We start from the raw sequence: 22518 nt of genomic DNA, 5'->3' as shown, positions 1-22518 counted from the left end.
GAATGCGATCCGTTCCGTTCCGCCGGGGGCTGGCCCGGCCCGTCTGGGTGGCTTTCGGGCTGGGGCTGGGGGGCGCGCTGGGCCAGGCGCCCTGGTCGCTCTGGCCGCTGGCGCTTTGCGCGCTGGCCGCACTGATCTGGCTGGTGGCTCGGGCGGAAACGCCCGGCCGTGCGGCGCGGATTGCCTGGGCAGGCGGCGCGGGTCATTTCGCGCTGGCACTGTCCTGGATCGTCGATCCCTTCCTTGTCGATATCCGCCATGACGGCTGGATGGCGCCCTTTGCGCTGATCTTGATGGCCGGGGGGCTCGCGCTGTTCTGGGGCGCGGCCGGGGCCTTTGCCGGATGGGCGGGGCGGGGGCCGCGGGGCCGGGCGCTGGCCTTCGTTCTGGCGCTGTCCGCGGCAGAACTGGCGCGCGGCTATGTGCTGACCGGCTTTCCCTGGGCGCTGCCCGGACATGTCTGGATCGGGGCGCCGCAGATGCAGCTGGCCGCGCTGACCGGGCAATACGGGCTGACCCTTGTCACGCTTTTCATCGCGGCCCTGCCGGTCCTGCTGCCGGTCGGGCCGGGCCGGAGCTTCGGCGCAGGGCTTGCCGTCGCGGCGGTGACGGGGCTCGGGCTCTGGGGCGCGGCGCGCGAGGCGGCGCCGGTGCCGGCCGAAACCGATCCGCCGCAGGTGCGGCTCATCCAGCCCAATGCGGCGCAGCATCTGAAATGGCGGCGCGACATGATCCCAGTCTTCTGGGAGCGCCAGCTTGCCTATACCGCCGAGCCGGGCGACCCGCCGCCCGATCTGATCGTCTGGCCCGAAACCTCGGTGCCCTACTGGCTCGAGACAGCCGGGGACGCCCTGAGAGATATCGCGCGGGCTTCGGATGGCGTTCCGGTTGCGGCCGGTATCCAGCGCAGCGATGGGCCGCTGGCCCATAACAGCCTGGCGGTGATCGGCGCGGGCGGGCGGCTTCGGGGGCTTTACGACAAGCATCACCTGGTGCCGTTCGGCGAATATATCCCCGGGGCGGCGCTGCTCGGCCGGTTCGGGATCCGGGGGCTCGCGGCGACAGATGTCTATGGCTATGCGCCGGGGCCGGGGCCGCGGTTGCTCGATCTCGGGCCGCGTCTCGGACAGGCCTTGCCGCTGATCTGCTACGAGGCGGTGTTTCCGCAGGATCTGCGGGGAACCGCGCGGCCGCGCTGGATCCTGCAGGTCACGAACGATGCATGGTTCGGCACCCGGACCGGCCCCTATCAGCATCTGGCGCTGGCGCGGCTGAGGGCGGTCGAGACCGGGCTGCCCTTCCTGCGCGCGGCCAATACCGGGGTCTCGGCGGTGATCGATGCCCGCGGCCGGGTGCTGGCCAGCCTGCCGCTGGGCCGGCAGGGCCAGATCACCGCGCCGCTGCCCCCGGCGCTGGCCGGAACGCCTTATGCGCGCACCGGCGACTGGCCGGTCTTTCTGTTGCTTTGTCTGGGTGTGGCCGCTTTCGTCGCAACCCGCGCCCTGAAATAGACATTGATTCCTGACAGGTGGCGGCGTAAGCCCGACCGGTCGAACCGTCACAACGGCTTCCTGGCGTGGCGGGGATAGCATCAACGGAGCGCCTTTCCATGACACGTCAAAACTACGTCTTCACCTCCGAATCCGTTTCGGAAGGACACCCCGACAAGGTCTGCGACCGCATTTCCGACGCGGTTCTGGATGCCTTCCTCGCCGAGGAACCCAATGCCCGCGTCGCCTGCGAAACCTTCGCGACCTCGTCGCTGGTGGTGATCGGCGGTGAGGTCGGTCTTACGAACAAGGACCGCCTGAAGCAGCTGATGGGCTCGATCGGCGAAATCGCCCGCGAATGCATTCGCGATATCGGCTATGAGCAGGACAAGTTCCACTGGAACACCTGCCATGTGATGAACTTCCTGCACGAGCAATCCGCCCATATCGCCCAGGGCGTGGACAAGGATGGCGCCGGCGATCAGGGCATCATGTTCGGCTATGCGACCGACGAGACGCCCGAGCTGATGCCTGCCCCGATCCAGTACGCCCATGCGATCCTGCGCCGTCTGACCGAGGCGCGGAAATCGGGTGCCGAGCCGACGCTGAGGCCCGATGCCAAGTCGCAGCTGAGCGTGCGCTACGAGCATGGCCGCCCGGTCGCGGTCGACTCGATCGTGCTCTCGACCCAGCATGCGAGCGCGGACCAGACCTCGGACGATATCCGTGCCATCGTCGAGCCCTATATCCGCGAGGTCCTGCCCGAGGGCTGGCTGCATGAGGGGACCGAATGGTGGGTCAACCCCACCGGCACCTTCGTGATCGGCGGTCCCGACGGCGATGCCGGGCTGACCGGCCGCAAGATCATCGTCGACACCTATGGCGGTGCGGCGCCCCATGGCGGCGGCGCCTTCTCGGGCAAGGACCCGACCAAGGTCGACCGCTCGGCCGCCTATGCCGCGCGCTATCTGGCCAAGAACGTGGTGGCGGCGGGGCTGGCCTCGAAATGCACGCTGCAGCTGTCCTATGCCATCGGCGTTGCCAAGCCGCTGTCGATCTATGTCGATGCCCATGGCACCGGCAAGGTGCCGGAGGCCGAGATCGAGAAGGCCGTGGGGCAGGCGATGGATCTGACCCCGCGCGGCATCCGCGAGCATCTGGGGCTGAACCGTCCGATCTATGCCCGGACGGCGGCCTATGGCCATTTCGGCAGGCCGCCCGAGGAGGATGGTGGTTTCTCGTGGGAACGCACCGATCTGGCCGAGGCGCTGAAGAAGGCGTTCTGAGACGGGCATTGCGGTGCCGGGTTGTGTGGGGGCGTGCGCCGAAAGGTGCGCGCCCTTTTTCCGTTGCCGGGGATGCGCTCGGCGCTTGACCGCGGAGCGGACGCGGCCTAAGGCGCGGCCGATGAGCGACGAGACCTGCAAGAGCCCCGACAAGTCCTCCCTGCCCGAAGGCGGGGCGCCTGCGCGCGCCTGGCGGAATTTCTATGGCCGCCGCCATGGCAAGACGCTCCGGCCGAGCCAGAAGGACTATCTCGACAGCGACCTGGCGGCGCTGGCGCCGGGGGCGGTGGGCTGGGACGAAAACCCGGACCGCGCGCCGCTGGATCTTGAGGCGCGCTTCGGCGGTCGCGAGGTCTGGCTGGAGGTGGGCTTTGGCGGCGGCGAGCACATGGTGCATCAGGCCGCGACCCATCCCGGGGCCGCGATCATCGGCTGCGAGCCCTTCATCAACGGCGTTGCCATGCTGCTGGGCAGGATCCGCGCGGCCGGGGTCGACAATCTGGCAGTGCATCCGGGCGATGTGCGCGATCTCTTCGACGTGCTGCCCGAGGCCAGCATCTCGCGCGCCTTCCTGCTGTATCCCGATCCCTGGCCGAAGGCGCGCCATCACCGGCGGCGCTTCGTCACGCCGGAATTCCTCGCGCCGCTGGCGCGGGTGCTCAAGCCCGGCAGCCCGTTCCGGGTGGCGACGGATATTCCCGATTATGTGCGCCAGACCCTGATCGAGGTGCCGAAAGCCGGGTTCGACTGGCTGGCCGAGCGGCCCGCGGACTGGCGGACGCCCTGGGATGACTGGATCTCGACTCGTTACGAGCAGAAGGCCCTGCGCGAGGGGCGGGTGCCGCATTATCTGACCTTCCGCCGGCGCTGAGCCGTTGCGCATCTGCCCCGGGCACCGTGCGCGAGGGCAAGGGCGTATCAGGGTATTTGGACCAGGAAGAAGCCCGCATGCGATCCGCGCGGGCGCGGCCGGCAGGGGCCGGTGCACCTGTCCGCCGGGCGCGGAAAGGGGGCGCCATGACCGGGATCCGGATCACCAATTGCCACATCCACACTTTCACCGCTGCCCATGCGCCGCTTTACTATCCGGCGCCGCCGGTCGCCGCGCTCCGGGCCTTTCCCGGGCTCTTGCGCGGCTTGCGCGGGGCGGCGCGGCTGTTGCCCTGGGAAGCGGCCTATGAGGTGCTGCTGCGGCTCGAGCATTTCCGCGAAACGGGCTGCCGCGACAGCCAGCGCGCGGTGTTCCTGGAGGCGGTGCGGCACTATCCCGCCAGCGCGCGTTTCGTGGTCTTGCCGATGGATCTGGCCTGTAGCGGCTACGGGCCGGTGCCGGTCGGGATCGAGGCGCAGCATCGCGAGCTTTACGAGCTGAGCCGCGACCCGGAGCTCGGCCATCGCGTCATCCCCTTCGCCACCCTCGATCCCGACCGGCCGGGGGCGGTGGCCGAGCTTCGGCGCTGTCTCGACGATTACGGCTTTCGCGGCGTCAAGATCTATCCCCGGCTCGGCTACGCGCCGAGCCACGAGATCCTGATGCGCGAGGTCTATCCGCTTTGTGTCGAGCGCGGGCTGCCTGTGGTTTCGCATTGCTCGCGCGGCGGGGTCCGGAACAGGCGCTGGAGCCGGGCGCGGGCCGATGCGGTGACCGATCCGGCGGCGCATGTGCCGGTGTTGCGGGCCTTTCCCGGGCTCCGGCTGTGTCTTGCGCATTTCGGCGGCGACCGCGACTGGCTGTCCTATCTGAGCGACGGCCTCGACCCGCTCGATCCAGAGGCGCGGCGGCGGAACTGGGCGCTCTCGATTGCCGACATGATCGAGAGCGGGGCCTATCCCAATCTCTTCACCGACATTTCCTATACGCTGTTCCGGTTCGGCGACTGCATGCCGCTGCTGAAGCTGTTTCTGGAACGCGAGCGGCTGGCCTCGCGCATCCTGTTCGGCTCGGATTTCTACATGACCCGGCAGGAGGATCTGTCGGAGAAGGCGGTCGCGATCCGGTTGCGGGCGGCTTTGGGCGAGGCGGCCTTCCGCCGGATCGCCGAGACCAATCCCGCGATCTGGCTGGGCGAGACGCAAGGCAGGGCGTAAGCCGGGTCCGAGACTGGACGGCTCCGTCGCCATTGGGTAAGCCCCGGGGGACCAGTCCGAGGAGCTTCCCCGCATGTCCGCTCATGGCGACCCGATCCCGATGACCGCCCGCCGTTCCGGCCCGCTGACGGGCGAGGCCGTCGTCCCAGGCGACAAGTCAATCAGCCATCGCGCGCTGATCCTCGGCGCGCTGGCCGTGGGCGAGACACGGATCTCGGGGCTGCTCGAAGGCCAGGACGTGCTGGATACCGCCAGGGCGATGCGGGCCTTCGGGGCAGAGGTCACCCATGACGGGCCCGGGGCCTGGACCGTGCAGGGGGTGGGCGTCGGCGGCTTTGCCGAGCCCGCCGACGTGATCGATTGCGGCAATTCCGGCACCGGGGTGCGGCTGATCATGGGGGCGATGGCGACCTCGCCCGTGACCGCGACCTTCACCGGCGACGCCTCGCTTCGGAAGCGTCCGATGGGGCGGGTGACCGAGCCCCTGGCGCTGTTCGGCGCGCGCGCCTTCGGGCGGCAGGGCGGGCGGCTGCCGATGACGCTGATCGGCGCGGCCGAGCCGATGCCGGTGCGCTATGTCGTGCCGGTGCCGTCTGCGCAGGTCAAGTCGGCGGTGCTGCTGGCCGGGCTGAATGCGCCGGGCGAGACCGTCGTGATCGAGCGCGAGGAGACGCGCGATCATACCGAGCGGATGCTGGCGGGTTTCGGCGCGACGCTCAGGCTCGAGCAGGTGTCGGAGGGCCGGGCCATCGTTCTGACCGGCCAGCCCGAGCTTCGCCCCCAGACCATCGCGGTGCCGCGCGACCCGAGTTCGGCGGCCTTCCCGGTGGCGGCGGGGCTGATCGTCGAGGGCTCGGACGTTCTGGTGCCGGGGATCGGGCTGAACCCGACCCGGGCGGGGCTTTTCACCACGCTGCGCGAGATGGGCGCCGATCTGACCTACGAGAACGAACGCGAGGAGGGCGGCGAGCCGGTGGCCGATCTGCGCGCCCGGTTCTCGCCCGCGATGACCGGGATCGAGGTGCCGCCCGGCCGCGCGCCCTCGATGATCGACGAATACCCGATCCTTGCCGTGGTCGCGGCCTTTGCCGAGGGCGCGACGGTGATGCGCGGCATCGGCGAGTTGCGGGTCAAGGAATGCGACCGGATCGCGGCCATGGTGGCGGGCCTCCGGGCCTGCGGCGCCGAGGTCGAAGAGGGCGAGGACTGGATGATCGTGCATGGCCGCGGCCCGGGCAGCCTGCCGGGGGGCGCGACCTGCGCCACCCATCTCGACCACCGGATCGCGATGTCCTTCCTTTGCGCGGGGCTTGCGGCCGAAAAACCGGTCTCGGTCGACGATGCCGGGCCGATCGCGACCTCCTTTCCGAGCTTCGAGGGCCTCATGGCGGCTCTCGGCGCCGGGTTCGCGCGGGGACCCGAATGAGCGTCACGGGAAGTTGCCTTTGCGGCAGGGTCCGCTACCGGATCGACGGGCCGCTCAGCCCGGTTGTCGCCTGCCATTGCAGTCAGTGCCGCAAGGCCAGCGGCCATCATGTCGCCGCCACCACTGTTCTGCGCGACGATCTCGTCATCGAGGGAGAGCAGTGCTGGTTCGCCTCTTCGACCGGGACGCGGCGGGGCTTCTGCCCGGTCTGCGGGTCGAATATGTTCTGGGACGGCGGACAAGACTATCTGGCGGTGTTCGCGGGCACGCTTGACGGCGATCCGGGGATCCGGATGGCGGCGCATATCTTCTGTGCCGAAAAGGGTGCCTATTACGAGATCACGGACGGGCTGCCGCAGGCGCCGGGGCTGCCGGAGGATGTTGCATGAGCTTTACGGTCGCCATTGACGGGCCCGCGGCGGCGGGCAAGGGCACGATCAGCCGCGCGGTTGCGGCGCATTTCGGCTTTGCCCATCTGGATACCGGACTTCTGTACCGGGCGGTGGGCGCGCGGATGCTGGACGGGCTCGATCCTGTCGAGGCGGCGCGGACGCTCAGGCGCGAGGTTCTCGAGCGCGGCGATCTGCGCGCGCCCGAGGTGGCCCAGGCCGCCAGCAAGGTCGCGGCGATCCCCGAGGTCCGTGCGGCGCTGGTCGATTTCCAGCGTGCCTTCGCGGCGCGGGCGGGCGGCGCGGTGCTGGACGGGCGCGACATCGGCACGGTGATCTGCCCCGACGCGCCCGCGAAGCTTTTCGTCACCGCCTCGGACGAGGTGCGGGCCGAGCGGCGGTTCCTCGAGCTGCGCCAGAAGGGCGTCGAGACCAGCCTCGAGGAGGTGCTGGCCGAGATGCGCGAGCGCGATGCGCGTGACAGCGCCCGGGCCACGGCACCGCTGCGCCCGGCCGAGGATGCCGTCATTCTCGACACCTCGCGGCTCGGTATAGACGAGGCGGTCGGCGCTGCCATCGAGACGATCCGGACCCGCCATCCGGCCTGAACGACGCCGGGCCCTGGCGATGACGGGCTCTGGCGATGCCGGACCGATGTGACCCAAAGGCCTCAGATCCGCCGGGGGACCGTCTCGGGGGCTTGCCGATTCGTGGGGGCGCTGGCATGCATGCCGCGTTCGAAACACGCAGGATCGGGGAGGCGTGACATGACCATCAGCTATCGCGCATCCGATTGGCGTTTCGGCAGCTATCGGGCCGGCATCCATCCTCTCGGTTCGGACGTATCCAGGCCGCCCGCATCGTGGCGATGATCCGGCTGGCCTGATCGCTCCGACCTTATCCTCGGGCCCGATCGCTCGAGTCTGACAGGCCGGGCCGTTGCCATGGCGGCCAAAACCAGACCAGTCACAGTCCTGACCCTGGCCGCGCGCGCCGCCCGCGGCCTCCGGGACGTTCCTTATCTCAGCATCAGGGCATGGACGCTCCCGCATGGCGGGCGCGCCATGAAGCAAAGCATGACCATCCTTATTGACCGGCGGGCGGGCCGGATCGAACCGCCAATATCCCTCGCGGTCGTCATCGAGCAGCATGGCGCCTGGCGCGTGCTGTTCGCGGCGATCGCCGCCATGTTCAGTGGGCGCGGACGGCCGGCGGGCGTGGCCCGGCTGGGCGAGCTCGACAACCATCTCCGGCGCGATATCGGCCTGCCGCCGCTGCCCGAGCCGTGGTCCGGGCTCCCGCCCTGGATGTGAGCGTCGCATTCCGGGCGCCGGGCACGCGCCACCGGCACCGACCCGCCCGGAATGCGACGCCCGGAATGCCCCCGCCCGGAACGACCTTGCAGGAATGCCGGGGGCAGGGTCTGCCCCCCCTTGCGGGGCGGCCCGAAACACTATAATTAGCGCGGGTCGAAAAGGCGAAAATGCCGGTGACGAAGGCGAGCAGGGGTCGGATATGTTCTCCGGCCCTCTTTGTTATACGGAATGGCGCCCGCACTGACCAATCCAAGACCGGCGGAGACAACCGCCCGGCCAGAAAACAGTTCGTAAAGGAAACCTGAGACCACATGGCTCAAAGCGCATCCATGGAGGACTTCGAAGCCCTCCTCAACGAAAGCTTCGAAATCGACACGCCGTCCGAAGGCAGCGTTGTCCGCGGCAAGATCATCGCCATCGAGGCGGGTCAGGCCATCATCGATGTCGGCTACAAGATGGAAGGCCGCGTCGATCTGAAGGAATTCTCCAATCCGGGCGAGGCCCCCGAAGTCACCGTCGGTGACGAGGTCGAGGTCTACCTGGATCGTGTCGAAAACGCCCGGGGCGAAGCCGTCATCAGCCGTGACAAGGCCCGCCGCGAAGAGGCCTGGGACCGTCTGGAAAAAGCCTATGCCGAAGACCAGCGCGTCGAAGGCGCCATCTTCGGTCGCGTCAAGGGCGGCTTCACCGTCGATCTGGGCGGTGCCGTCGCGTTCCTGCCCGGCAGCCAGGTCGATGTGCGCCCGGTGCGCGATGCCGGCCCGCTGATGGGCCTGAAACAGCCCTTCCAGATCCTCAAGATGGATCGTCGCCGCGGCAATATCGTAGTCTCGCGCCGCGCCATCCTCGAAGAGTCCCGTGCCGAACAGCGCGCCGAGATCATCGGCAAGCTCAACGAGGGCGATGCGGTCGACGGTGTGGTCAAGAACATCACCGAATACGGCGCCTTCGTGGATCTGGGCGGTGTCGACGGCCTGCTGCACGTCACCGACATGGCCTGGCGCCGTGTCAACCATCCGTCGGAAATCCTGTCGATCGGCGAGACCGTCAAGGTTCAGGTCATCAAGATCAACAAGGAAACCCATCGTATCAGCCTCGGCATGAAACAGCTGCAGGCCGACCCGTGGGATACCGTCGAAGCCAAGTTCCCGCTGGGCACCGTCCACAAGGGCCGCGTGACCAACATCACCGATTACGGCGCCTTCGTCGAGCTGGAGCCGGGTGTCGAGGGGCTGGTTCACGTCTCGGAAATGTCCTGGACCAAGAAGAACGTGCATCCCGGCAAGATCGTCTCGACCAGCCAGGAAGTCGACATCATGGTGCTGGAGATCGACACCGCCAAGCGCCGCGTGTCGCTGGGCCTGAAACAGACCATGCGCAACCCGTGGGAAGTCTTCTCGGAAACCCATCCGGTCGGCACCGAGGTCGAAGGCGAAGTCAAGAACATCACCGAATTCGGTCTGTTCATCGGCCTCGACAACGACATCGACGGCATGGTGCACCTCTCCGACCTCAGCTGGGACCAGCGTGGCGAAGAGGCGATCCAGGACTACCGCAAGGGCGATGTGGTCAAGGCCGTCGTCACCGAGGTCGACACCGACAAGGAGCGGATCTCGCTCTCGGTCAAGGCGCTCGAAGGCGACCCCTTTGCCGAAGCCGTGGGCGGCGTGAAACGCGGCTCGATCATCACCGTCGCGGTCACCGCGATCGAGGATGGCGGCATCGAGGTGGAATACGAAGGCATGAAATCCTTCATCCGCCGCTCGGATCTGTCGCGTGACCGCTCCGAACAGCGCCCCGAGCGCTTCCAGGTGGGCGACCATGTCGACGTCCGCGTGACCAATATCGACACCAAGACCCGCCGTCTGGGCCTGTCGATCAAGGCGCGCGAGATCGCCGAAGAGAAGGAAGCCGTGGAACAGTATGGCAGCTCGGATTCGGGTGCCTCGCTGGGCGACATCCTGGGCGCCGCGCTGAAAGGCGACGACCGCTAAGCCGGTCTCTCCAACCGATCGGGACCGGCCCTGCAGGCTTTGCGGGGCCGGTTCTTTTTTGCGAATCGACACGGGTGAGTCGCGCGCCTGCCCGGCCGGCACATCCCTTTCCCCAAAGTCAATTCAGGAATGCTCGTCCCACGGTTGCGGCTCTGGGGCGATTCAAGCGCTTTCACGCGTCTTTTCAATGGGTTTCTGTTTCGCAGGCACCGGTTTCACGGCTATAGTCCCAAAGCCTCAGCCGGGCATAATCGGCGATGGCCTAGAACAGGGACAGATATCAGATGATCCGTTCGGAATTGATCCAGAAAATTGCAGAAGAGAACCCGCATCTTTACCAGCGGGACGTCGAGCGAATTGTGAATACCATCTTTGAAGAGGTCATCTCGGCCATGGCGCGGGGAGACAGGGTGGAGCTTCGCGGTTTCGGTGCGTTCTCGGTCAAGAAGCGTGACTCGCGGACCGGGCGAAATCCGCGCACCGGCGAGTCTGTGCAGGTTGACGAGAAATGCGTGCCTTTCTTCAAGACCGGCAAGCTGCTACGTGATCGGCTTAACGACAAATAACAATCGAGTCTCCGCGATGCGCCTGATACGCTATCTGTTTCTCGCCCTGCTCGCCATCTGCCTCGTGGTCGTGGCAACCGCCAATCTCGATCCGGTCTCGGTGAGACTGCTGCCAGAGGACATGGCGACCTATTCCGGTTTCCAGGTCACGGCCGAGGTTCCGCTTTACGCGGTCGGCTTCGGCGGCATGCTGCTGGGCCTGCTGGTCGGGTTCTTCTGGGAATGGCTGCGCGAAAGCAAGCATCGCTCCGTGGCCTCGCGCCAGCGGCGCGAAGCGGCACGGATGCAGCGCGAGCTTGACCGGCTGAAGGCCGACAAGCGGCGCAAGGATGGCCATGACGAGGTTCTGGCCCTGATCGAACAGGACGGGAGCGCCCGGTAGGGGCGGGCCGATGTCGGACGCGATCCGGGTCAAGATCTGCGGGCTCACCGCGCCTGCCGCGGTGGCGGCGGCGGCCCGTCTTGGTGCGTCCTATCTGGGCTTCGTCTTCTTCCCGGGCTCTCCGCGCAACATCGACCCCGAGACGGCGCGCGGACTTGCCCTGGCGGTACCTCCCGGTCTTGCCAAGGTGGCCTTGACGGTCGATGCCGACGATGCCGCGCTCGAGACACTGCTTGATCGCGTCCCGATCGACATGCTGCAATTGCACGGGCGGGAAAGCCCCGCCCGAGTGGCCGAGATCCGCGCCCGGTTCGGGCTGCCGGTGATGAAGGCGGTCGGTGTCGCGACCGAGGCCGATCTGCCTGCCCTGACCGATTACGCACGGGTCGCCGACCAGATCCTTGTCGATGCCAGGCCGCCGAAGGGGGCGGCGCTTCCGGGCGGCAACGGGCTGGCCTTCGACTGGCGGCTGATCGCCGGGCGGCGCTGGCCGGTTCCGTGGATGCTGGCGGGCGGGCTCACGCCTGCCAATCTGGCCGAGGCCATCGCGCTGACCGGCGCGCGCCAGGTCGATGTGTCCTCGGGCGTCGAGACGTCGCCCGGGGTCAAGGACGAGGCCCTGATGGGCCGGTTCATCGCCGCTGCGGGCGGCACGGAGGGACCATGAGAGGATTTCTGGGACTGATCGCGCTTCTGGCCATTGCCGGGCTGGCGCTGGCCTTCACCAAACCGACCGAGGCAGACTTCGAGGCGGCCCTGCAACAGCGTCTGCTCGACCGGATCGACAGCGCCGATCCCGAGGCCGAGGGCAACCCGGCGAGCGCCGTGCTCTTGGCGACCTGCAAGCTCGGCCGGGCCCAGTGCGCCGAGCTTATCGGCTCGATGATCTCGCTCGACTATGCCGACAAGGTGGTTTTCTCGCAGGCCGATGTGTCGCTGGGCGGGCGCAGCTACGGGGTCTGTTACGGGGTCGCGACGCAGATCTTCTGCCGCGAAACCGCAAACCCGCGCTGACCCCTTGCCGCGGGCCTTCCGCGCCAGTAGGCAAGAGCGACTGACCCGCGCGGGAGGCTTCCATGCCCGATGACATCCTGAATTCCTTCAAGACCGGCCCTGACGAGAATGGCCGGTTCGGCATCTTCGGCGGCCGCTTCGTCTCCGAGACGCTGATGCCGCTGATCCTCGAACTCGAGGCGCAATACGAGCACGCCAAGACCGATGACAGCTTCTGGGCCGAGATGGACTTCCTGTGGAAGCATTATGTCGGCCGCCCCTCGCCCTTGTACCTGGCCGAACGCCTGACCGAGCGGCTGGGCGGGGCCAGGGTCTATTTCAAGCGCGACGAGCTGAACCATACCGGCGCGCACAAGATCAACAACGTGCTGGGCCAGATCATCCTGGCGCGCCGCATGGGCAAGACACGGATCATCGCCGAGACGGGGGCGGGCCAGCATGGCGTCGCGACCGCCACGGTCTGCGCCAAGTTCGGTCTGAAATGCGTGGTCTACATGGGCGCCACCGATGTCGAGCGGCAAAAGCCCAACGTCTTCCGCATGCGCCTGCTGGGCGCCGAGGTGGTGCCCGTCACCTCGGGCCGGGGCACGCTGAAGGACGCGATGAACGACGCGCTGCGCGACTGGGTGACCAATGTGCGCGACACCTTCTACTGCATCGGTACGGTCGCCGGGCCGCATCCCTATCCGGCCATGGTGCGCGACTTCCAGTCGATCATCGGCACCGAGGCCAAGGCCCAGATGCTCGAGGCCGAGGGCCGTCTGCCCGACACGCTGGTCGCGGCCATCGGCGGCGGCTCGAATGCGATGGGGCTGTTCTACCCCTTCCTCGACGACAAGGAGGTGCGCCTCATCGGGGTCGAGGCCGGCGGCCATGGCGTCGACGAGAAGATGGAGCATTGCGCCTCTCTGACCGGCGGGCGTCCGGGCGTGCTGCATGGCAACCGCACCTATCTTCTGCAGGACGGGGACGGGCAGATCCTCGAGGGCCATTCGATCTCGGCCGGGCTCGACTATCCCGGCATCGGGCCGGAACATGCCTGGCTGCATGATACGGGCCGGGCCGACTATGTCTCGATCACCGACCGCGAGGCGCTGGCCGCGTTCCAGCTCTGCTGCGAGACCGAGGGCATCATCCCCGCGCTCGAGCCTAGTCATGCGCTGGCCCATGTGGTGAAGATCGCGCCCGATCTTCCGGCCGATCACCTGATCTGCATGAACATGTGCGGCCGGGGCGACAAGGACATCTTTGCCGTGGCCCGGCATCTCGGCTTCGATATGGGCGAGGGCTGAGCCTCAGTCCTCGTCGGAATGGAGCCGCAGGACCTCCAGCGGCACCACCTCCAGCGCATCGAGATGCGTGGCCTGAAGCCTGACCCTGGGCGCGCAGCCTTCGTCATGGGCCTGCAGGAACCGCTCGGCACAGAGGCACCAGCTGTCGCCCGGTTTCAGCCCGACGAAACCGAACTCGGGGCGCGGGGTCGTCAGGTCGTTGCCGACATATTTGGAATAGGCCAGGAATTCGGCCGTCATCACCGCGCAGACCGTATGGCGCCCGGTATCTTCGGGGCAGGTGTCGCAGTGACCGTTGCGGAAAAAGCCGGTCATGGGCGCCGTGGAACAGGGGGCTAGCGGCCCGCTGAATACGTTCACCGAAGGCGTCTTTGCGTCGGTCATGGTCCCTCTCTTCTGCCGATGCGTCCTAGCGGAACCGGTCGGCGAGCCTTTGCAGCGGCGTGCGGTCATCCTCCGCTGCCGCCTCGGCCTTGTCCGGGCGCGGCGCGGCAGGGGTTTTCTGGGCTGCCTGTGCGGCCCCGGGGGGCATCGTCCCGTTCCGGGACGGAGCCACCCGGCGCGCCACCGCGTTCAGAAACCGCGCGCCCTCGCCCTGTGCCAGATCGGCGGCGCCCTCCGAGAGGCCGCGCAGCAGATCGTCCAGCCAGTCGCGGTCGGCCTTGGCGAAATCCGACAGCACATAGCCCGACACCCGGTCCTTGTGGCCCGGATGGCCGATGCCCAGCCGCACCCTCTCGTAATCCGGCCCCAGATGCTGGTGGATCGAGCGCAGCCCGTTATGGCCCGCATGCCCGCCGCCCGATTTCAGCCGACACTTGCCCGGGGCGAGGTCCAGCTCGTCATGAAAGACCGTCACATCGGCGGGGGTGAGCTTGTAGAACTGCACTGCCGCCTGAACCGCGTCGCCCGACAGGTTCATGTAGGTTTCTGGCTTCAGCAGGATCACCTTCTCCGGGCCCAGCCGCCCCTCGGCGGTCTGCCCCTTGAACTTGGCCCGCCAGGGCGGGAAGTGATGGTCTTCGGCGATCCGCTCGACCGCCATGAAGCCGATATTGTGCCGGTTGCCCGCATATTGCGCGCCCGGATTCCCGAGGCCCACGAAGAGACGCATTCGTGATCTCCTGCCGCTTGCTCTTTGCCCCTTGATGCCCTGAACTGCGGCAAAAGGCCAGAACCGGCCTGATCCGGACCAGAGGAGGCGACCCATGTATCTGACGATGAACCGTTTCAAGGTGAAACCTGGCGCCGAGGAGGCGTTCGAGGCGGTCTGGAAGACCCGCGACAGCCATCTGACATCGGTGCCGGGGTTCGTCGGTTTTCATCTTCTGAAGGGGCCCGCAACCGAGACCAGCCGGCTTTATGCCTCGCATACCTTCTGGGAGAGCGAGGCGGCCTTCACCGCCTGGACCCGCTCCGAGGCGTTCCGCGCCGCGCATAAGGGGGCGAAGGGGCCCTCCGACATGTATCTGGAGCCGCCCGAGCTGGAGGTTTTCGAATCGGTCCAGTCGCTGGGCTGAGCCGCCGTAGCGGCCCGGAACAATGCCGGAACGGCAGGACCCGTCCCGGCGCTCTTTCGTGAATAGCCCATGGCCAGCAATGGCTTGACCTTGCGTTGCCGCGGGCCGGGCCCGACCGTGCGTTGCGTTGTCCGGGGGATGGAAACCCTTTGGAAAGGCCCGGCTGCCACCCTCTCCGGCATGTCTCCGAAGCGGGACAGATCCAAACGGCGAGGCATGGCCCCATGCGTATTCCGCTCCTGTCTTCATTTCCGACGCCACTCGGGCTGGCGGTCCTGCTGATTTTGGGGCTCGCTCTTTCGAACGGTCCGGCCCGGGCCGGCTCGGCGGCGCCTGCGGTCGATCCGCGACTGGCCGAGGCGGTGGCAGGCGAATGGGAGGACGCGCCCGCCGATCTGTCCGACGAGGTTGCGACGGCGCGGCTGAAGGTCGGCATTCTCTGCACGTCCTGGGCACGCGATCTGATCGCGCAGCACTGGCGCAGGCTCGATCGCCTGGTGGGGCCGGGCACCTGGTCGTCCGACCGGCAGACGCTCTGGCTGCAACTCGGCTGGGTCGAGGCCTTCGAACGGCGCTATCTGCGTCCGCGGATCGATGCCGACAGCCAGGAGGCCCTGGCGGCGGCCTGGTGGCCCGACGGGGTCTCGACGCCCGCTGGCAGCGCCGGGGCGACCGAGATGCGCCGGCTCTGCATGCGGCTGCCGGGGGTCTTCGGGTCGATCGACCCCGATCTGCTGGGGCGTGAGGATGCGAGGATGCGCTGAGCGCGCATGAAAACGGGGCCCGCCGGGCCCCGTTCGGATCTGTCGAAAGGCAGAGCGATTATTCTTCGCCCGCTTCCGCTTCGTCTTCTTCGTTGTCCGCCGAGCGCAGGCCGGACGGCGCCGAGATGTTGGCGATCACGAAGTCGCGGCTGGTGATGGTCGGCGTGGTGCCTTCGGGCAGCGCGATGTCCGAGATGTGGACGATGTCGCCGATGTTCAGCGCCGAGACGTCGACCGTCAGTTTTTCCGGGATGTCGCCGGCGGTGACCACCAGTTCGACCTCGGGACGGACGACCGTAAGGACGCCGCCGCGCTTGAGGCCCGGGGATTTCTCTTCGCCCACGAACTCGACCGGGATGAAGAGATTGATCCGCGAGGTGCGGCGCAGCCGCATCAGGTCGACATGGGTCGGCAGGTCCTTGACCACGTCGCGCTGCACGCTGCGGCAGATCACCCGCACGTCTTCCTGGCCGTCGACCTTCAGGTTGAACAGCGTCGAGAGGAAACGGCCCGCCTTCAGGCGCTTCAGCAGCTCGTTGTACTTGAGGTTGATCGGAAGCGGCTCGGCGCCGCCGCCATAGACGATACCGGGGACGAGGTTCTCACGGCGTGCTTGACGAGCGGCCCCCTTGCCTGTCCCCGTCCGTACCGTGGCGTTAAGATCAGGGATCTCACCAGCCATTGGTCTGTTCTCCTAAGGTTATGGGCATCCTCCAAGGGTGTATGCCCGATGAAGCCGTGCCCATAGCCGAGCGGCGGCCGGTTGGGAAGGGCAAAAATGAGCCGCTCAGGCCCAGTTCAGACCCAGCTCAGGCCCACTCGCCCTCGAAATCCTTCGGGACCAGCAGGATGTCGCGGTCGAGACCGTCGATGCTCTTGCGCCCGCAAAGCGCCATGGTGGTGTCGAGCTCCTTGTGGATCACCTCGAGCGCCCGGGTCACGCCCGTCTCGCCCATCGCCCCGAGGCCATAGATGAAGGCGCGCCCGATATAGGTGCCCTTGGCCCCCAGCGCGACCGCCTTCAGCACGTCCTGCCCCGAGCGGATGCCGCCATCGACATGCACCTCGATCTGGTCGCCGACCGCGCGCAGGATCGAGGGCAGGGCGCGGATCGAGCTCAGCGCGCCGTCGAGCTGGCGCCCGCCATGGTTCGACACGATGATCGCATCGGCCCCGACATCGAGCGCGCGGCGCGCATCCTCGGCATCGAGAATGCCCTTCAGGATCAGCTTGCCGCCCCAGTCCTCCTTCAGCTTCTTCACCTGCGACCAGTCTAGCCGCGGATCGAAATTGCCGGCGGTCCATTCGACCAGCGACGAGGCGTCGGTCACGCCCTTGGCGTGCCCGATGATGTTGCCGAAGAAGCGGCGTTTCGTCTGCAGCATCTCGAGCCCCCAGCCCCATTTGGTGGCCAGGTTGGCCATGGTCGGGATCGTCATCTTGGGCGGGGCGGACAGGCCGTTCTTGAGGTCCTTGTGGCGCTGCCCTAGGATCTGCAGATCGAGCGTCAGCACCAGGGCCGAGCAGTTGGCATCCTTCGCGCGCTGGATCAGGCTCGCGAGATAGTCCTGGTCGCGCATCACGTAAAGCTGGAACCAGAACGGCTGTCGGGTATGGGCCGCGACATCCTCGATGGAACAGATCGACATGGTCGAGAGCGTGAAGGGCACGCCGAATTTCTCGGCGGCGCGGGCGGCCTTGATCTCGCCATCGGCCGCCTGCATGCCGGTCATGCCGACCGGCGCCAGCGCCACCGGCATCGCCACGTCCTGTCCGATCATCTGCGTCGCGGTCGAGCGGCCCTCCATGTCGACCGCGACCCGCTGCCGGAGCCGGATCTTGCCGAAATCCGAGCAATTGTCGTGGAAGGTCTGTTCGGTCCAGCTGCCCGTCTCGCAATAGTCATAGAACATCTTGGGCACGCGGCGCCGGTAGATCCGGTGCAGGTCTTCGATCGAGGTGATGACGGGCATGGTTTTCTCTCGCTTTGGTAAGACGGCATTACCAATCGCCGGAGCGCGTCGCAACGGCCATTGCCGGGGCCGCGGCGGCGGCGCCCGCCATCCGCCGCCGGTCAGGCCGGGGCGCGGCGGGCGTCGATCAGGCGGTTGACCAGATGGGTGAAGACCGCCGCGCCGAGGATCGGGATCACCAGGTTCACCAGCGGCAGGCTCAGCGGCACTGCCATCAGCAGACCGGCGAGGAAGATCGTGGCGCCATGGCGGCGGCGCAGATCGCGCGCCCCCTGACGCCCGAGCCGGCGCGTCGCCGCCATCTGGAAATATTCCCGCCCGAGCAGGAAGCCGTTCACCGCCCAGAACAGGAAGGGCGCGAACGGTCCGACGAAGAAATACAGGACCAGCGCCACCAGGTTGACCCCAAGCAGAACGCCGAGAAAGCCCAGGCTGTCGCGGATCTGGTCGAGAACCGGGATCGGGGTCGCGGGCGGCAAGTCGGGATAATGGCGCATCTCGACCGCCTCGGCGACGTCGTCGAGGAAGATGCCGGTAAAGGCCGAGGCCACCGGCACCATCAGAAAGACCGACATCACGATCATCAGCAGGAAGGACGCGCCCGACAGGATGTTGTCGACCCAGGTGATCTCGCCGATCCAGGGCAGGGTCAGGCTGTCGGGCACGAGCCAGCCGATCAGGAAGAAGATCACGGCATAGATCGCGGCCAGCAGCAGGACCGACAGCCCGATGCCAAGCAGCAGCACCCGGCGGAAGGCCCGGTCGCCGATCTGGCCCAGCGTCTTGAGAAAGGCGGTGAGGATCATTCCGACACCCATTCGGTGATCGCGGCGATATCGGGGCGCGGCCGGTCGGGCGGCGCCACGGTCTGGGTGCCGACATGGATGATGCCCGCGATGGTCTCGGCCGCGCCGAGCCCCAGCGCCTCGGGCAGCACGGTGCGCTCATGCGCAGGCCAGCCGGTCAGCCAGTTGGCGCCCCAGCCCGCGGCTTCGGCGGCGTTCAGAAGCCCGAGGCAGACCGCGCCCGCCGACAGCAGCTGTTCGATTTCGGGCACCTTGGGCGAGGCTTTCGGCGAGGCCACCACCACGACGGCAAGCGGGCTCTGGGCATAGGCCGAGGCCGCCTTCTCAATCGCCTCGGGCGGCAGGCCGAGCGCCTGTCCGAGCCCCTGACCTCGCGCGCGGACAAGCGTAGCCAGTCGCCTCAGAGCGGGCGTTTCCAGAACGATGAAGCGCCAGGGCTCCAGCTTGCCGTGATCGGGGCTGCGGGCGGCGGCGGTCAGGATCCGGGTCAGCATCTCGCGATCCGGTGCCGGTCCGGCCAGCGTCTTGGCGGGCCGCGAGCGGCGGGTCAGCAGGAAATCGAGCACCTCGGGGCGGGGGTCGGGCATGGGCCAGCTCCTTCTTTGGCGGTCTTTATGTCGGCGGTGCGGGCAGGTGGGTCAAGTGGGGAGCAAGTCCGGCTTGACGGGCGCGGGAGGTCGCGGCAGCAAGGCGGCATGACCGATCTCAGCCATCTTGCGGTGCCCGGCACCGAAATCGCGGTGCGGGTGACGCCCAAGGCCTCGCGCGCCCGCATCGTCGCCGAGGAGGGCCAGATCCGGGTCTATGTCACCGTGGTGCCCGAGGACGGCAAGGCCAATGCGGCGGTGACGAAGCTCTTGTCGAAGGCGGTGGGCGTGCCGAAATCGCGGCTCGAGCTGGTGCGCGGACAGACCGCGCGCGACAAGCTGTTCCGCGTTCTCTAGCCTGGTTCTCCAGCCTGCCCCGGGCCGTGAGCGGGCTCTGGCGAGACCCGGCGTTGCCGGGAACCCGGCACTCAAGATGTAGTGCGCAAATTGGCCCCTACCCAAATCCTAGAGGCTCCCCTATAGTGCCTGTGGATAAGTTTACGTTGTGCCCGAGAGAGAGCTCATGCGCTGCCCGTTCTGCGGAAACATCGACACCCAGGTGAAGGATTCCCGGCCCGCCGAGGATCATGTCGCGATCCGGCGCCGCCGTTTCTGCCCGGCCTGTAGCGGGCGCTTCACCACCTATGAGCGCGTGCAGCTGCGCGATCTCGTGGTCATCAAGTCCAGCGGCCGCCGCGAGGATTTCGACCGAGACAAGCTGGAACGCTCGATCCGCATCGCGCTGCAGAAACGCCCGGTCGACCCGGATCGTGTCGATCAGATGGTGTCGGGCATCGTCCGGCGGCTTGAAAGCATGGGCGAGACCGACATCGTCTCGAAGGTGATCGGCGAGATCGTGATGGAGGCGCTGGCCCGGATCGACACCGTGGCCTATGTGCGCTTCGCCAGCGTCTACAAGAATTTCCAGGAAGCGGGCGATTTCGACAAGTTCGTGAGCGAACTGAGGCCATCGGCCGCACCGGACGCGTGAGCGCCGGGGCCGACGCCCGGTTCATGGCGCTTGCGCTCGCGCTTGGCGCGCGCGGCAAGGGGCGGACATGGCCGAACCCGGCGGTCGGTTGCGTGCTGGTGCGCGAGGGACGGATCGTCGGACGCGGCTGGACCGCGCCGGGCGGACGGCCCCATGCCGAGCCGCAGGCGCTGGCCCAGGCCGGCGCCCGGGCCCGGGGTGCCACCGCCTATGTCACGCTCGAGCCCTGTTCCCATCACGGCAAGACCCCGCCCTGCGCCGAGGCGCTGATCGCGGCGGGCGTCGGGCGGGTCGTGACCGCGCTCGAGGATCCCGATCTGCGGGTCGCGGGGCGCGGCCATGCGCTGCTGCGCGCGGCGGGCATCGCGGTCGAGACCGGGGTTCTGGCCGAGGCCGCGACGCGAGATCACCGCGGCTTCCTGCTCAGCCGCAATGCCGGGCGGCCGATGGTCACGCTCAAGCTTGCCACCTCCTTCGATGGCCGGATCGCCACCGCCTCGGGCGAAAGCCGCTGGATCACCGGGCCCGAGGCGCGCCGCCATGTCCATGCGCTGCGCGCGTCCCATGATGCGGTGATGGTGGGCGGTGGCACGGCGCGGGCCGACGACCCGGTGCTGACCGTGCGCGGGCTCGGCATCGCGCATCGCCCGGTCCGGGTGATCTGCGCCTCGGGGCTCGATCTGCCCGAAACCGGCGCGCTGGCCGCCAGCGTCGCCGAGGCCCCGCTCTGGCTGTGTCACGGGGCGGGGGCCGATCCGGCGCGCCGCTCTGCCTGGCAGGGGCGGGGCGCCCGGCTGATCGAGGTCGCGACCGGTGCCGGAGGGCGGCTCGATCCGGCCGCGCTGCTGGCCGCACTTGGTGCGGCAGGGCTGACCCGGGTGTTCTGCGAGGGCGGTGGCAGTCTCGCCGCGGCGCTGCTCGGGGCCGGGCTCGTCGACGAGCTGATCGGGTTTACCGCCGGGCTTGCGCTGGGCGCCGAGGGGCGGGCGGCGATCGGTCCGCTGGAGCTTGCGCATCTGGCCGAGGCACCGCGTTTTGCGCTGGCCGGGACCCGCCCGCTCGGCCCCGATCTTCTTCATGTCTGGACCCGGGACTGAGCGCGGCCCGTTGCGGCCGTGAACCGCCCCGGAAGACGCGCAGGCCCCGTGTTGGGCACCGTGTCGGCCCCTTCAGCGGCCTCAGTTGACCGAGGCCGAAACGTTGCGGGCGGCGCCTGCGGTTCCGGTGATGACGCTCAGCAGCTTGACCCAGCGGACATAGGGCGCTTCGGTGACATAGACGGTGTCGCCGTCGCGGATCGCGAAATCGCGGGCGAGAAACAGTCCCGTTGGTTCGGTCAGGTTCAGCACATAGGCGATGCGCTGTTCCCCGGTCAGGTCGTCGCGTCCCAGCACCTGGCGCGCGATCTCCTCGGGTTCGTTGCGCAGAACGAAGATCCCTGTCGGGTCGGCCAGGGCCGAACTGAGGCCGCCGACCTGTGCCAGCGCCTCGACCGCCGACATGCTCTGGGTGATGAAACGCACGTTGCTCTGCCGCCCCGTCGCGCCCAGGGCGGTAAAGTCGCGGGTGTCCTCCTCGACGAGGATGCGGTCGCCATTGCGCAGCGCGATGTCGAGTTTCGGATCGGCATAGAGGTCCTCGAACCAGATCTGGCCGCGTGACTTGCCCCGGATCACGGTGATCTGGGCGATCTCGGGCGGGATCACGAGGCCGCCGGCGGTGGCCAGCATGCCCGAGAGCGTCCGGCTCGGCCGTTCGATCGGGAAGACGCCCTGCTTGCCGACGCCGCCCGACACCGAGACCGTGGCGCCATCGCCTGCCAGACGCGTCACCATCACCTGCGGGTCCGGGGTCTGGACATCGAGCTTTTCGGTGATCTTCTTGCGCAGCCCCTCGGGCGTGCTGCCCGCGGCCAGGATGCGCCCGGCATAGGGGATGAAGATATGGCCGGTGCTGTCGACCTGCAGCTGGGTCAGCGTCGCGGCATTGCTTTCACTTGGCGCCAGCAGCCCGTCATCGACATTCTCGAACACGGTCAGGCCCAGCGTGTCGCCCGCGCGGATCGTGTCCGATCCGATCGGGGCGGCATTCAGGAAGGCGGGAGGAAATCCGCTGGCGGGCACCACGGCGGTCGCCCGGGTCACCCGGTCATTGACCGCGACGACGAAGGCATCGCCGTCGCGCAGGCTCGATCCGTCGAAGATTTCGGGCTTGCTCGGCCCCGGGCGGGGCAGGCCGCAGGCAGCGGTGGCGGCGAGCAATCCGAAGAGAACGAGGATCCGTGCCCCGCGGGCGAGTAGCGTCGTCACGTAGCTGTCCCTTGTCCCTGCATGCGGCGATTCACTCGCGCTTTCCGGCGCAGGCTAGACAAAGCCGCCAGGAAAGACCAGACGGGCGAGCCTCTTGCGCGGCGGATCGCCTGCAAGGTGTTGTCGCAGTGCCGCGGCCGTGGCCTGCCGCCGTTGCGCGCCCTTCTTCGCCGACGAGGGGGCAGGCTGGCGGGCGCGGGCCGGGTTCGGCGGTCATCGGGGCCCCGGGACATCCGGCAAGCCGCGGCCGACATCGCCCGGGCGGGCCGCTGTCGCTTCGGAGGCCGGGTGCCGGATCCGGGGCCTGCCGTCCGGGCGTGTCCGG

The 22518-nt window shown here is 68.1% G+C and carries 26 protein-coding genes and 1 riboswitch; of the genes, 19 read left to right on the top strand and 7 right to left on the bottom strand.

Annotated elements, in window-relative coordinates:
- Positions 1-2: 2 nt before the first annotated feature.
- The 14 genes from lnt (at position 3) to trpB (ending at position 13243) form a co-directional block, all read left to right on the top strand.
- Complete coding sequence (gene lnt, locus B5V46_RS13425; protein WP_080617073.1) at positions 3-1511, top strand: apolipoprotein N-acyltransferase; 1509 nt, start codon at positions 3-5, stop codon at positions 1509-1511.
- A 41-nt stretch (positions 1512-1552) separates the two neighbouring features.
- Positions 1553-1602: riboswitch (SAM-SAH riboswitch) on the top strand.
- 7 nt (positions 1603-1609) lie between these two features.
- The gene (metK, locus tag B5V46_RS13420) at positions 1610-2776 is read left to right on the top strand and encodes a methionine adenosyltransferase (RefSeq protein ID WP_080617072.1); all 1167 of its coding nucleotides are present in this window, start codon (positions 1610-1612) and stop codon (positions 2774-2776) included.
- 121 nt (positions 2777-2897) lie between these two features.
- Positions 2898-3647 carry a tRNA (guanosine(46)-N(7))-methyltransferase TrmB gene (locus B5V46_RS13415; RefSeq protein WP_080617071.1) on the top strand — a complete coding sequence of 250 codons (750 nt, stop codon included), beginning with the start codon at positions 2898-2900 and terminating at the stop codon, positions 3645-3647.
- Positions 3648-3793: 146 nt separating this feature from the next.
- Positions 3794-4864 (top strand): amidohydrolase family protein, encoded by a 1071-nt coding sequence (locus tag B5V46_RS13410; RefSeq protein WP_196774250.1) that lies wholly within the window; start codon positions 3794-3796, stop codon positions 4862-4864.
- 73 nt (positions 4865-4937) lie between these two features.
- Positions 4938-6290: a 3-phosphoshikimate 1-carboxyvinyltransferase gene (aroA, locus tag B5V46_RS13405; RefSeq protein ID WP_080617069.1), complete on the top strand. Its 1353-nt coding sequence runs from the start codon at positions 4938-4940 to the stop codon at positions 6288-6290.
- Entirely contained in the window at positions 6287-6679 is a 393-nt protein-coding gene (locus B5V46_RS13400) for a GFA family protein (protein ID WP_080617068.1), read from the top strand. The genes aroA and B5V46_RS13400 overlap by 4 nt, the downstream gene beginning before the upstream one ends.
- Entirely contained in the window at positions 6676-7287 is a 612-nt protein-coding gene (gene cmk / locus B5V46_RS13395) for a (d)CMP kinase (RefSeq protein WP_080617067.1), read from the top strand. Before B5V46_RS13400 ends, cmk begins: the two co-directional genes overlap by 4 nt.
- A gap of 336 nt (positions 7288-7623) precedes the next feature.
- Positions 7624-7992, top strand: a complete 369-nt coding sequence (locus tag B5V46_RS19860) for a hypothetical protein (protein ID WP_155774058.1) — start codon at positions 7624-7626, stop codon at positions 7990-7992.
- Positions 7993-8306: 314 nt separating this feature from the next.
- Positions 8307-9989 (top strand): 30S ribosomal protein S1, encoded by a 1683-nt coding sequence (rpsA, locus tag B5V46_RS13385; protein ID WP_080617065.1) that lies wholly within the window; start codon positions 8307-8309, stop codon positions 9987-9989.
- 284 nt (positions 9990-10273) lie between these two features.
- On the top strand, positions 10274-10555 hold the full coding sequence (gene ihfB, locus B5V46_RS13380; protein WP_080617064.1) for an integration host factor subunit beta: 282 nt from the start codon (positions 10274-10276) through the stop codon (positions 10553-10555).
- Positions 10556-10571: 16 nt separating this feature from the next.
- On the top strand, positions 10572-10937 hold the full coding sequence (locus B5V46_RS13375) for a lipopolysaccharide assembly protein LapA domain-containing protein (protein WP_080617063.1): 366 nt from the start codon (positions 10572-10574) through the stop codon (positions 10935-10937).
- Between the two features lie 10 nt (positions 10938-10947).
- Positions 10948-11604: a phosphoribosylanthranilate isomerase gene (locus B5V46_RS13370; RefSeq protein WP_080617062.1), complete on the top strand. Its 657-nt coding sequence runs from the start codon at positions 10948-10950 to the stop codon at positions 11602-11604.
- Positions 11601-11951 (top strand): hypothetical protein, encoded by a 351-nt coding sequence (locus tag B5V46_RS13365; RefSeq protein WP_080617061.1) that lies wholly within the window; start codon positions 11601-11603, stop codon positions 11949-11951. Before B5V46_RS13370 ends, B5V46_RS13365 begins: the two co-directional genes overlap by 4 nt.
- A 62-nt stretch (positions 11952-12013) precedes the next feature.
- Positions 12014-13243, top strand: coding sequence for a tryptophan synthase subunit beta (gene trpB, locus B5V46_RS13360; protein WP_080617060.1), 1230 nt, complete (start codon positions 12014-12016; stop codon positions 13241-13243).
- A gap of 3 nt (positions 13244-13246) precedes the next feature.
- Here the strand turns inward: trpB and B5V46_RS13355 are convergent, their stop codons facing one another.
- Both B5V46_RS13355 and pth read right to left on the bottom strand, forming a co-directional pair.
- A complete protein-coding gene (locus B5V46_RS13355; protein WP_080617059.1) occupies positions 13247-13627 on the bottom strand; it encodes a DUF2237 family protein in 381 nt (126 codons plus the stop codon).
- A gap of 25 nt (positions 13628-13652) precedes the next feature.
- Entirely contained in the window at positions 13653-14357 is a 705-nt protein-coding gene (gene pth, locus B5V46_RS13350; protein ID WP_080617058.1) for an aminoacyl-tRNA hydrolase, read from the bottom strand.
- Positions 14358-14451: 94 nt separating this feature from the next.
- On the opposite strand from pth, the gene B5V46_RS13345 reads away from it, so the two are divergent.
- On the top strand, positions 14452-14763 hold the full coding sequence (locus B5V46_RS13345; protein WP_080617057.1) for an antibiotic biosynthesis monooxygenase: 312 nt from the start codon (positions 14452-14454) through the stop codon (positions 14761-14763).
- Positions 14764-14987: 224 nt separating this feature from the next.
- On the top strand, positions 14988-15527 hold the full coding sequence (locus B5V46_RS13340; RefSeq protein ID WP_080617056.1) for a hypothetical protein: 540 nt from the start codon (positions 14988-14990) through the stop codon (positions 15525-15527).
- Positions 15528-15585: 58 nt separating this feature from the next.
- On the opposite strand, the gene B5V46_RS13335 is transcribed toward B5V46_RS13340, so the two are convergent.
- From B5V46_RS13335 to B5V46_RS13320, 4 genes are all read right to left on the bottom strand, one after another.
- Entirely contained in the window at positions 15586-16209 is a 624-nt protein-coding gene (locus B5V46_RS13335) for a 50S ribosomal protein L25/general stress protein Ctc (RefSeq protein WP_080617055.1), read from the bottom strand.
- Between the two features lie 127 nt (positions 16210-16336).
- Positions 16337-17500, bottom strand: a complete 1164-nt coding sequence (locus tag B5V46_RS13330; RefSeq protein ID WP_080617054.1) for an alpha-hydroxy acid oxidase — start codon at positions 17498-17500, stop codon at positions 16337-16339.
- 101 nt (positions 17501-17601) lie between these two features.
- Positions 17602-18306 carry an EI24 domain-containing protein gene (locus tag B5V46_RS13325; protein WP_155774057.1) on the bottom strand — a complete coding sequence of 235 codons (705 nt, stop codon included), beginning with the start codon at positions 18304-18306 and terminating at the stop codon, positions 17602-17604.
- Positions 18303-18893, bottom strand: coding sequence for a nitroreductase (locus tag B5V46_RS13320; protein ID WP_080617052.1), 591 nt, complete (start codon positions 18891-18893; stop codon positions 18303-18305). The genes B5V46_RS13325 and B5V46_RS13320 overlap by 4 nt, the downstream gene beginning before the upstream one ends.
- A 108-nt stretch (positions 18894-19001) precedes the next feature.
- Between B5V46_RS13320 and B5V46_RS13315 the strand changes: the two genes are divergently transcribed.
- The 3 genes from B5V46_RS13315 (at position 19002) to ribD (ending at position 20981) form a co-directional block, all read left to right on the top strand.
- Positions 19002-19250, top strand: a complete 249-nt coding sequence (locus B5V46_RS13315; protein WP_080617051.1) for a DUF167 domain-containing protein — start codon at positions 19002-19004, stop codon at positions 19248-19250.
- 166 nt (positions 19251-19416) lie between these two features.
- Positions 19417-19884 carry a transcriptional regulator NrdR gene (nrdR, locus tag B5V46_RS13310; protein ID WP_080617050.1) on the top strand — a complete coding sequence of 156 codons (468 nt, stop codon included), beginning with the start codon at positions 19417-19419 and terminating at the stop codon, positions 19882-19884.
- A 23-nt stretch (positions 19885-19907) separates the two neighbouring features.
- On the top strand, positions 19908-20981 hold the full coding sequence (gene ribD / locus B5V46_RS13305) for a bifunctional diaminohydroxyphosphoribosylaminopyrimidine deaminase/5-amino-6-(5-phosphoribosylamino)uracil reductase RibD (RefSeq protein ID WP_080618057.1): 1074 nt from the start codon (positions 19908-19910) through the stop codon (positions 20979-20981).
- Between the two features lie 81 nt (positions 20982-21062).
- Here ribD and B5V46_RS13300 read toward each other — a convergent pair whose 3' ends face one another.
- Positions 21063-22193, bottom strand: a complete 1131-nt coding sequence (locus B5V46_RS13300) for a polysaccharide biosynthesis/export family protein (protein ID WP_231119117.1) — start codon at positions 22191-22193, stop codon at positions 21063-21065.
- Between the last annotated feature and the right edge of the window lie 325 nt (positions 22194-22518).

It is taken from the genome of Rhodovulum sp. MB263, assembly GCF_002073975.1.
Lineage (GTDB): Bacteria > Pseudomonadota > Alphaproteobacteria > Rhodobacterales > Rhodobacteraceae > Rhodovulum.
This window is presented reverse-complemented; position numbering and strand designations above follow the sequence as displayed.

Bases quoted from the DNA above. Each gene is read 5' to 3' on its own strand.
- ribD (WP_080618057.1), top strand. From the start codon at position 19,908: ATGGCGCTTGCGCTCGCGCTTGGCGCGCGCGGCAAGGGGCGGACATGG.
- B5V46_RS13400 (WP_080617068.1), top strand. From the start codon at position 6,287: ATGAGCGTCACGGGAAGTTGCCTTTGCGGCAGGGTCCGCTACCGGATC.
- lnt (WP_080617073.1), top strand. From the start codon at position 3: ATGCGATCCGTTCCGTTCCGCCGGGGGCTGGCCCGGCCCGTCTGGGTG.
- B5V46_RS13375 (WP_080617063.1), top strand. From the start codon at position 10,572: ATGCGCCTGATACGCTATCTGTTTCTCGCCCTGCTCGCCATCTGCCTC.
- cmk (WP_080617067.1), top strand. From the start codon at position 6,676: ATGAGCTTTACGGTCGCCATTGACGGGCCCGCGGCGGCGGGCAAGGGC.
- B5V46_RS13335 (WP_080617055.1), bottom strand. From the start codon at position 16,209: ATGGCTGGTGAGATCCCTGATCTTAACGCCACGGTACGGACGGGGACA.
- B5V46_RS13325 (WP_155774057.1), bottom strand. From the start codon at position 18,306: ATGATCCTCACCGCCTTTCTCAAGACGCTGGGCCAGATCGGCGACCGG.
- B5V46_RS13345 (WP_080617057.1), top strand. From the start codon at position 14,452: ATGTATCTGACGATGAACCGTTTCAAGGTGAAACCTGGCGCCGAGGAG.
- metK (WP_080617072.1), top strand. From the start codon at position 1,610: ATGACACGTCAAAACTACGTCTTCACCTCCGAATCCGTTTCGGAAGGA.
- B5V46_RS13315 (WP_080617051.1), top strand. From the start codon at position 19,002: ATGACCGATCTCAGCCATCTTGCGGTGCCCGGCACCGAAATCGCGGTG.
- pth (WP_080617058.1), bottom strand. From the start codon at position 14,357: ATGCGTCTCTTCGTGGGCCTCGGGAATCCGGGCGCGCAATATGCGGGC.
- rpsA (WP_080617065.1), top strand. From the start codon at position 8,307: ATGGCTCAAAGCGCATCCATGGAGGACTTCGAAGCCCTCCTCAACGAA.
- B5V46_RS13370 (WP_080617062.1), top strand. From the start codon at position 10,948: ATGTCGGACGCGATCCGGGTCAAGATCTGCGGGCTCACCGCGCCTGCC.
- B5V46_RS13365 (WP_080617061.1), top strand. From the start codon at position 11,601: ATGAGAGGATTTCTGGGACTGATCGCGCTTCTGGCCATTGCCGGGCTG.
- B5V46_RS13355 (WP_080617059.1), bottom strand. From the start codon at position 13,627: ATGACCGACGCAAAGACGCCTTCGGTGAACGTATTCAGCGGGCCGCTA.
- trpB (WP_080617060.1), top strand. From the start codon at position 12,014: ATGCCCGATGACATCCTGAATTCCTTCAAGACCGGCCCTGACGAGAAT.
- B5V46_RS13410 (WP_196774250.1), top strand. From the start codon at position 3,794: ATGACCGGGATCCGGATCACCAATTGCCACATCCACACTTTCACCGCT.
- B5V46_RS13415 (WP_080617071.1), top strand. From the start codon at position 2,898: ATGAGCGACGAGACCTGCAAGAGCCCCGACAAGTCCTCCCTGCCCGAA.
- B5V46_RS13340 (WP_080617056.1), top strand. From the start codon at position 14,988: ATGCGTATTCCGCTCCTGTCTTCATTTCCGACGCCACTCGGGCTGGCG.
- B5V46_RS19860 (WP_155774058.1), top strand. From the start codon at position 7,624: ATGGCGGCCAAAACCAGACCAGTCACAGTCCTGACCCTGGCCGCGCGC.
- ihfB (WP_080617064.1), top strand. From the start codon at position 10,274: ATGATCCGTTCGGAATTGATCCAGAAAATTGCAGAAGAGAACCCGCAT.
- B5V46_RS13330 (WP_080617054.1), bottom strand. From the start codon at position 17,500: ATGCCCGTCATCACCTCGATCGAAGACCTGCACCGGATCTACCGGCGC.
- nrdR (WP_080617050.1), top strand. From the start codon at position 19,417: ATGCGCTGCCCGTTCTGCGGAAACATCGACACCCAGGTGAAGGATTCC.
- B5V46_RS13320 (WP_080617052.1), bottom strand. From the start codon at position 18,893: ATGCCCGACCCCCGCCCCGAGGTGCTCGATTTCCTGCTGACCCGCCGC.
- aroA (WP_080617069.1), top strand. From the start codon at position 4,938: ATGTCCGCTCATGGCGACCCGATCCCGATGACCGCCCGCCGTTCCGGC.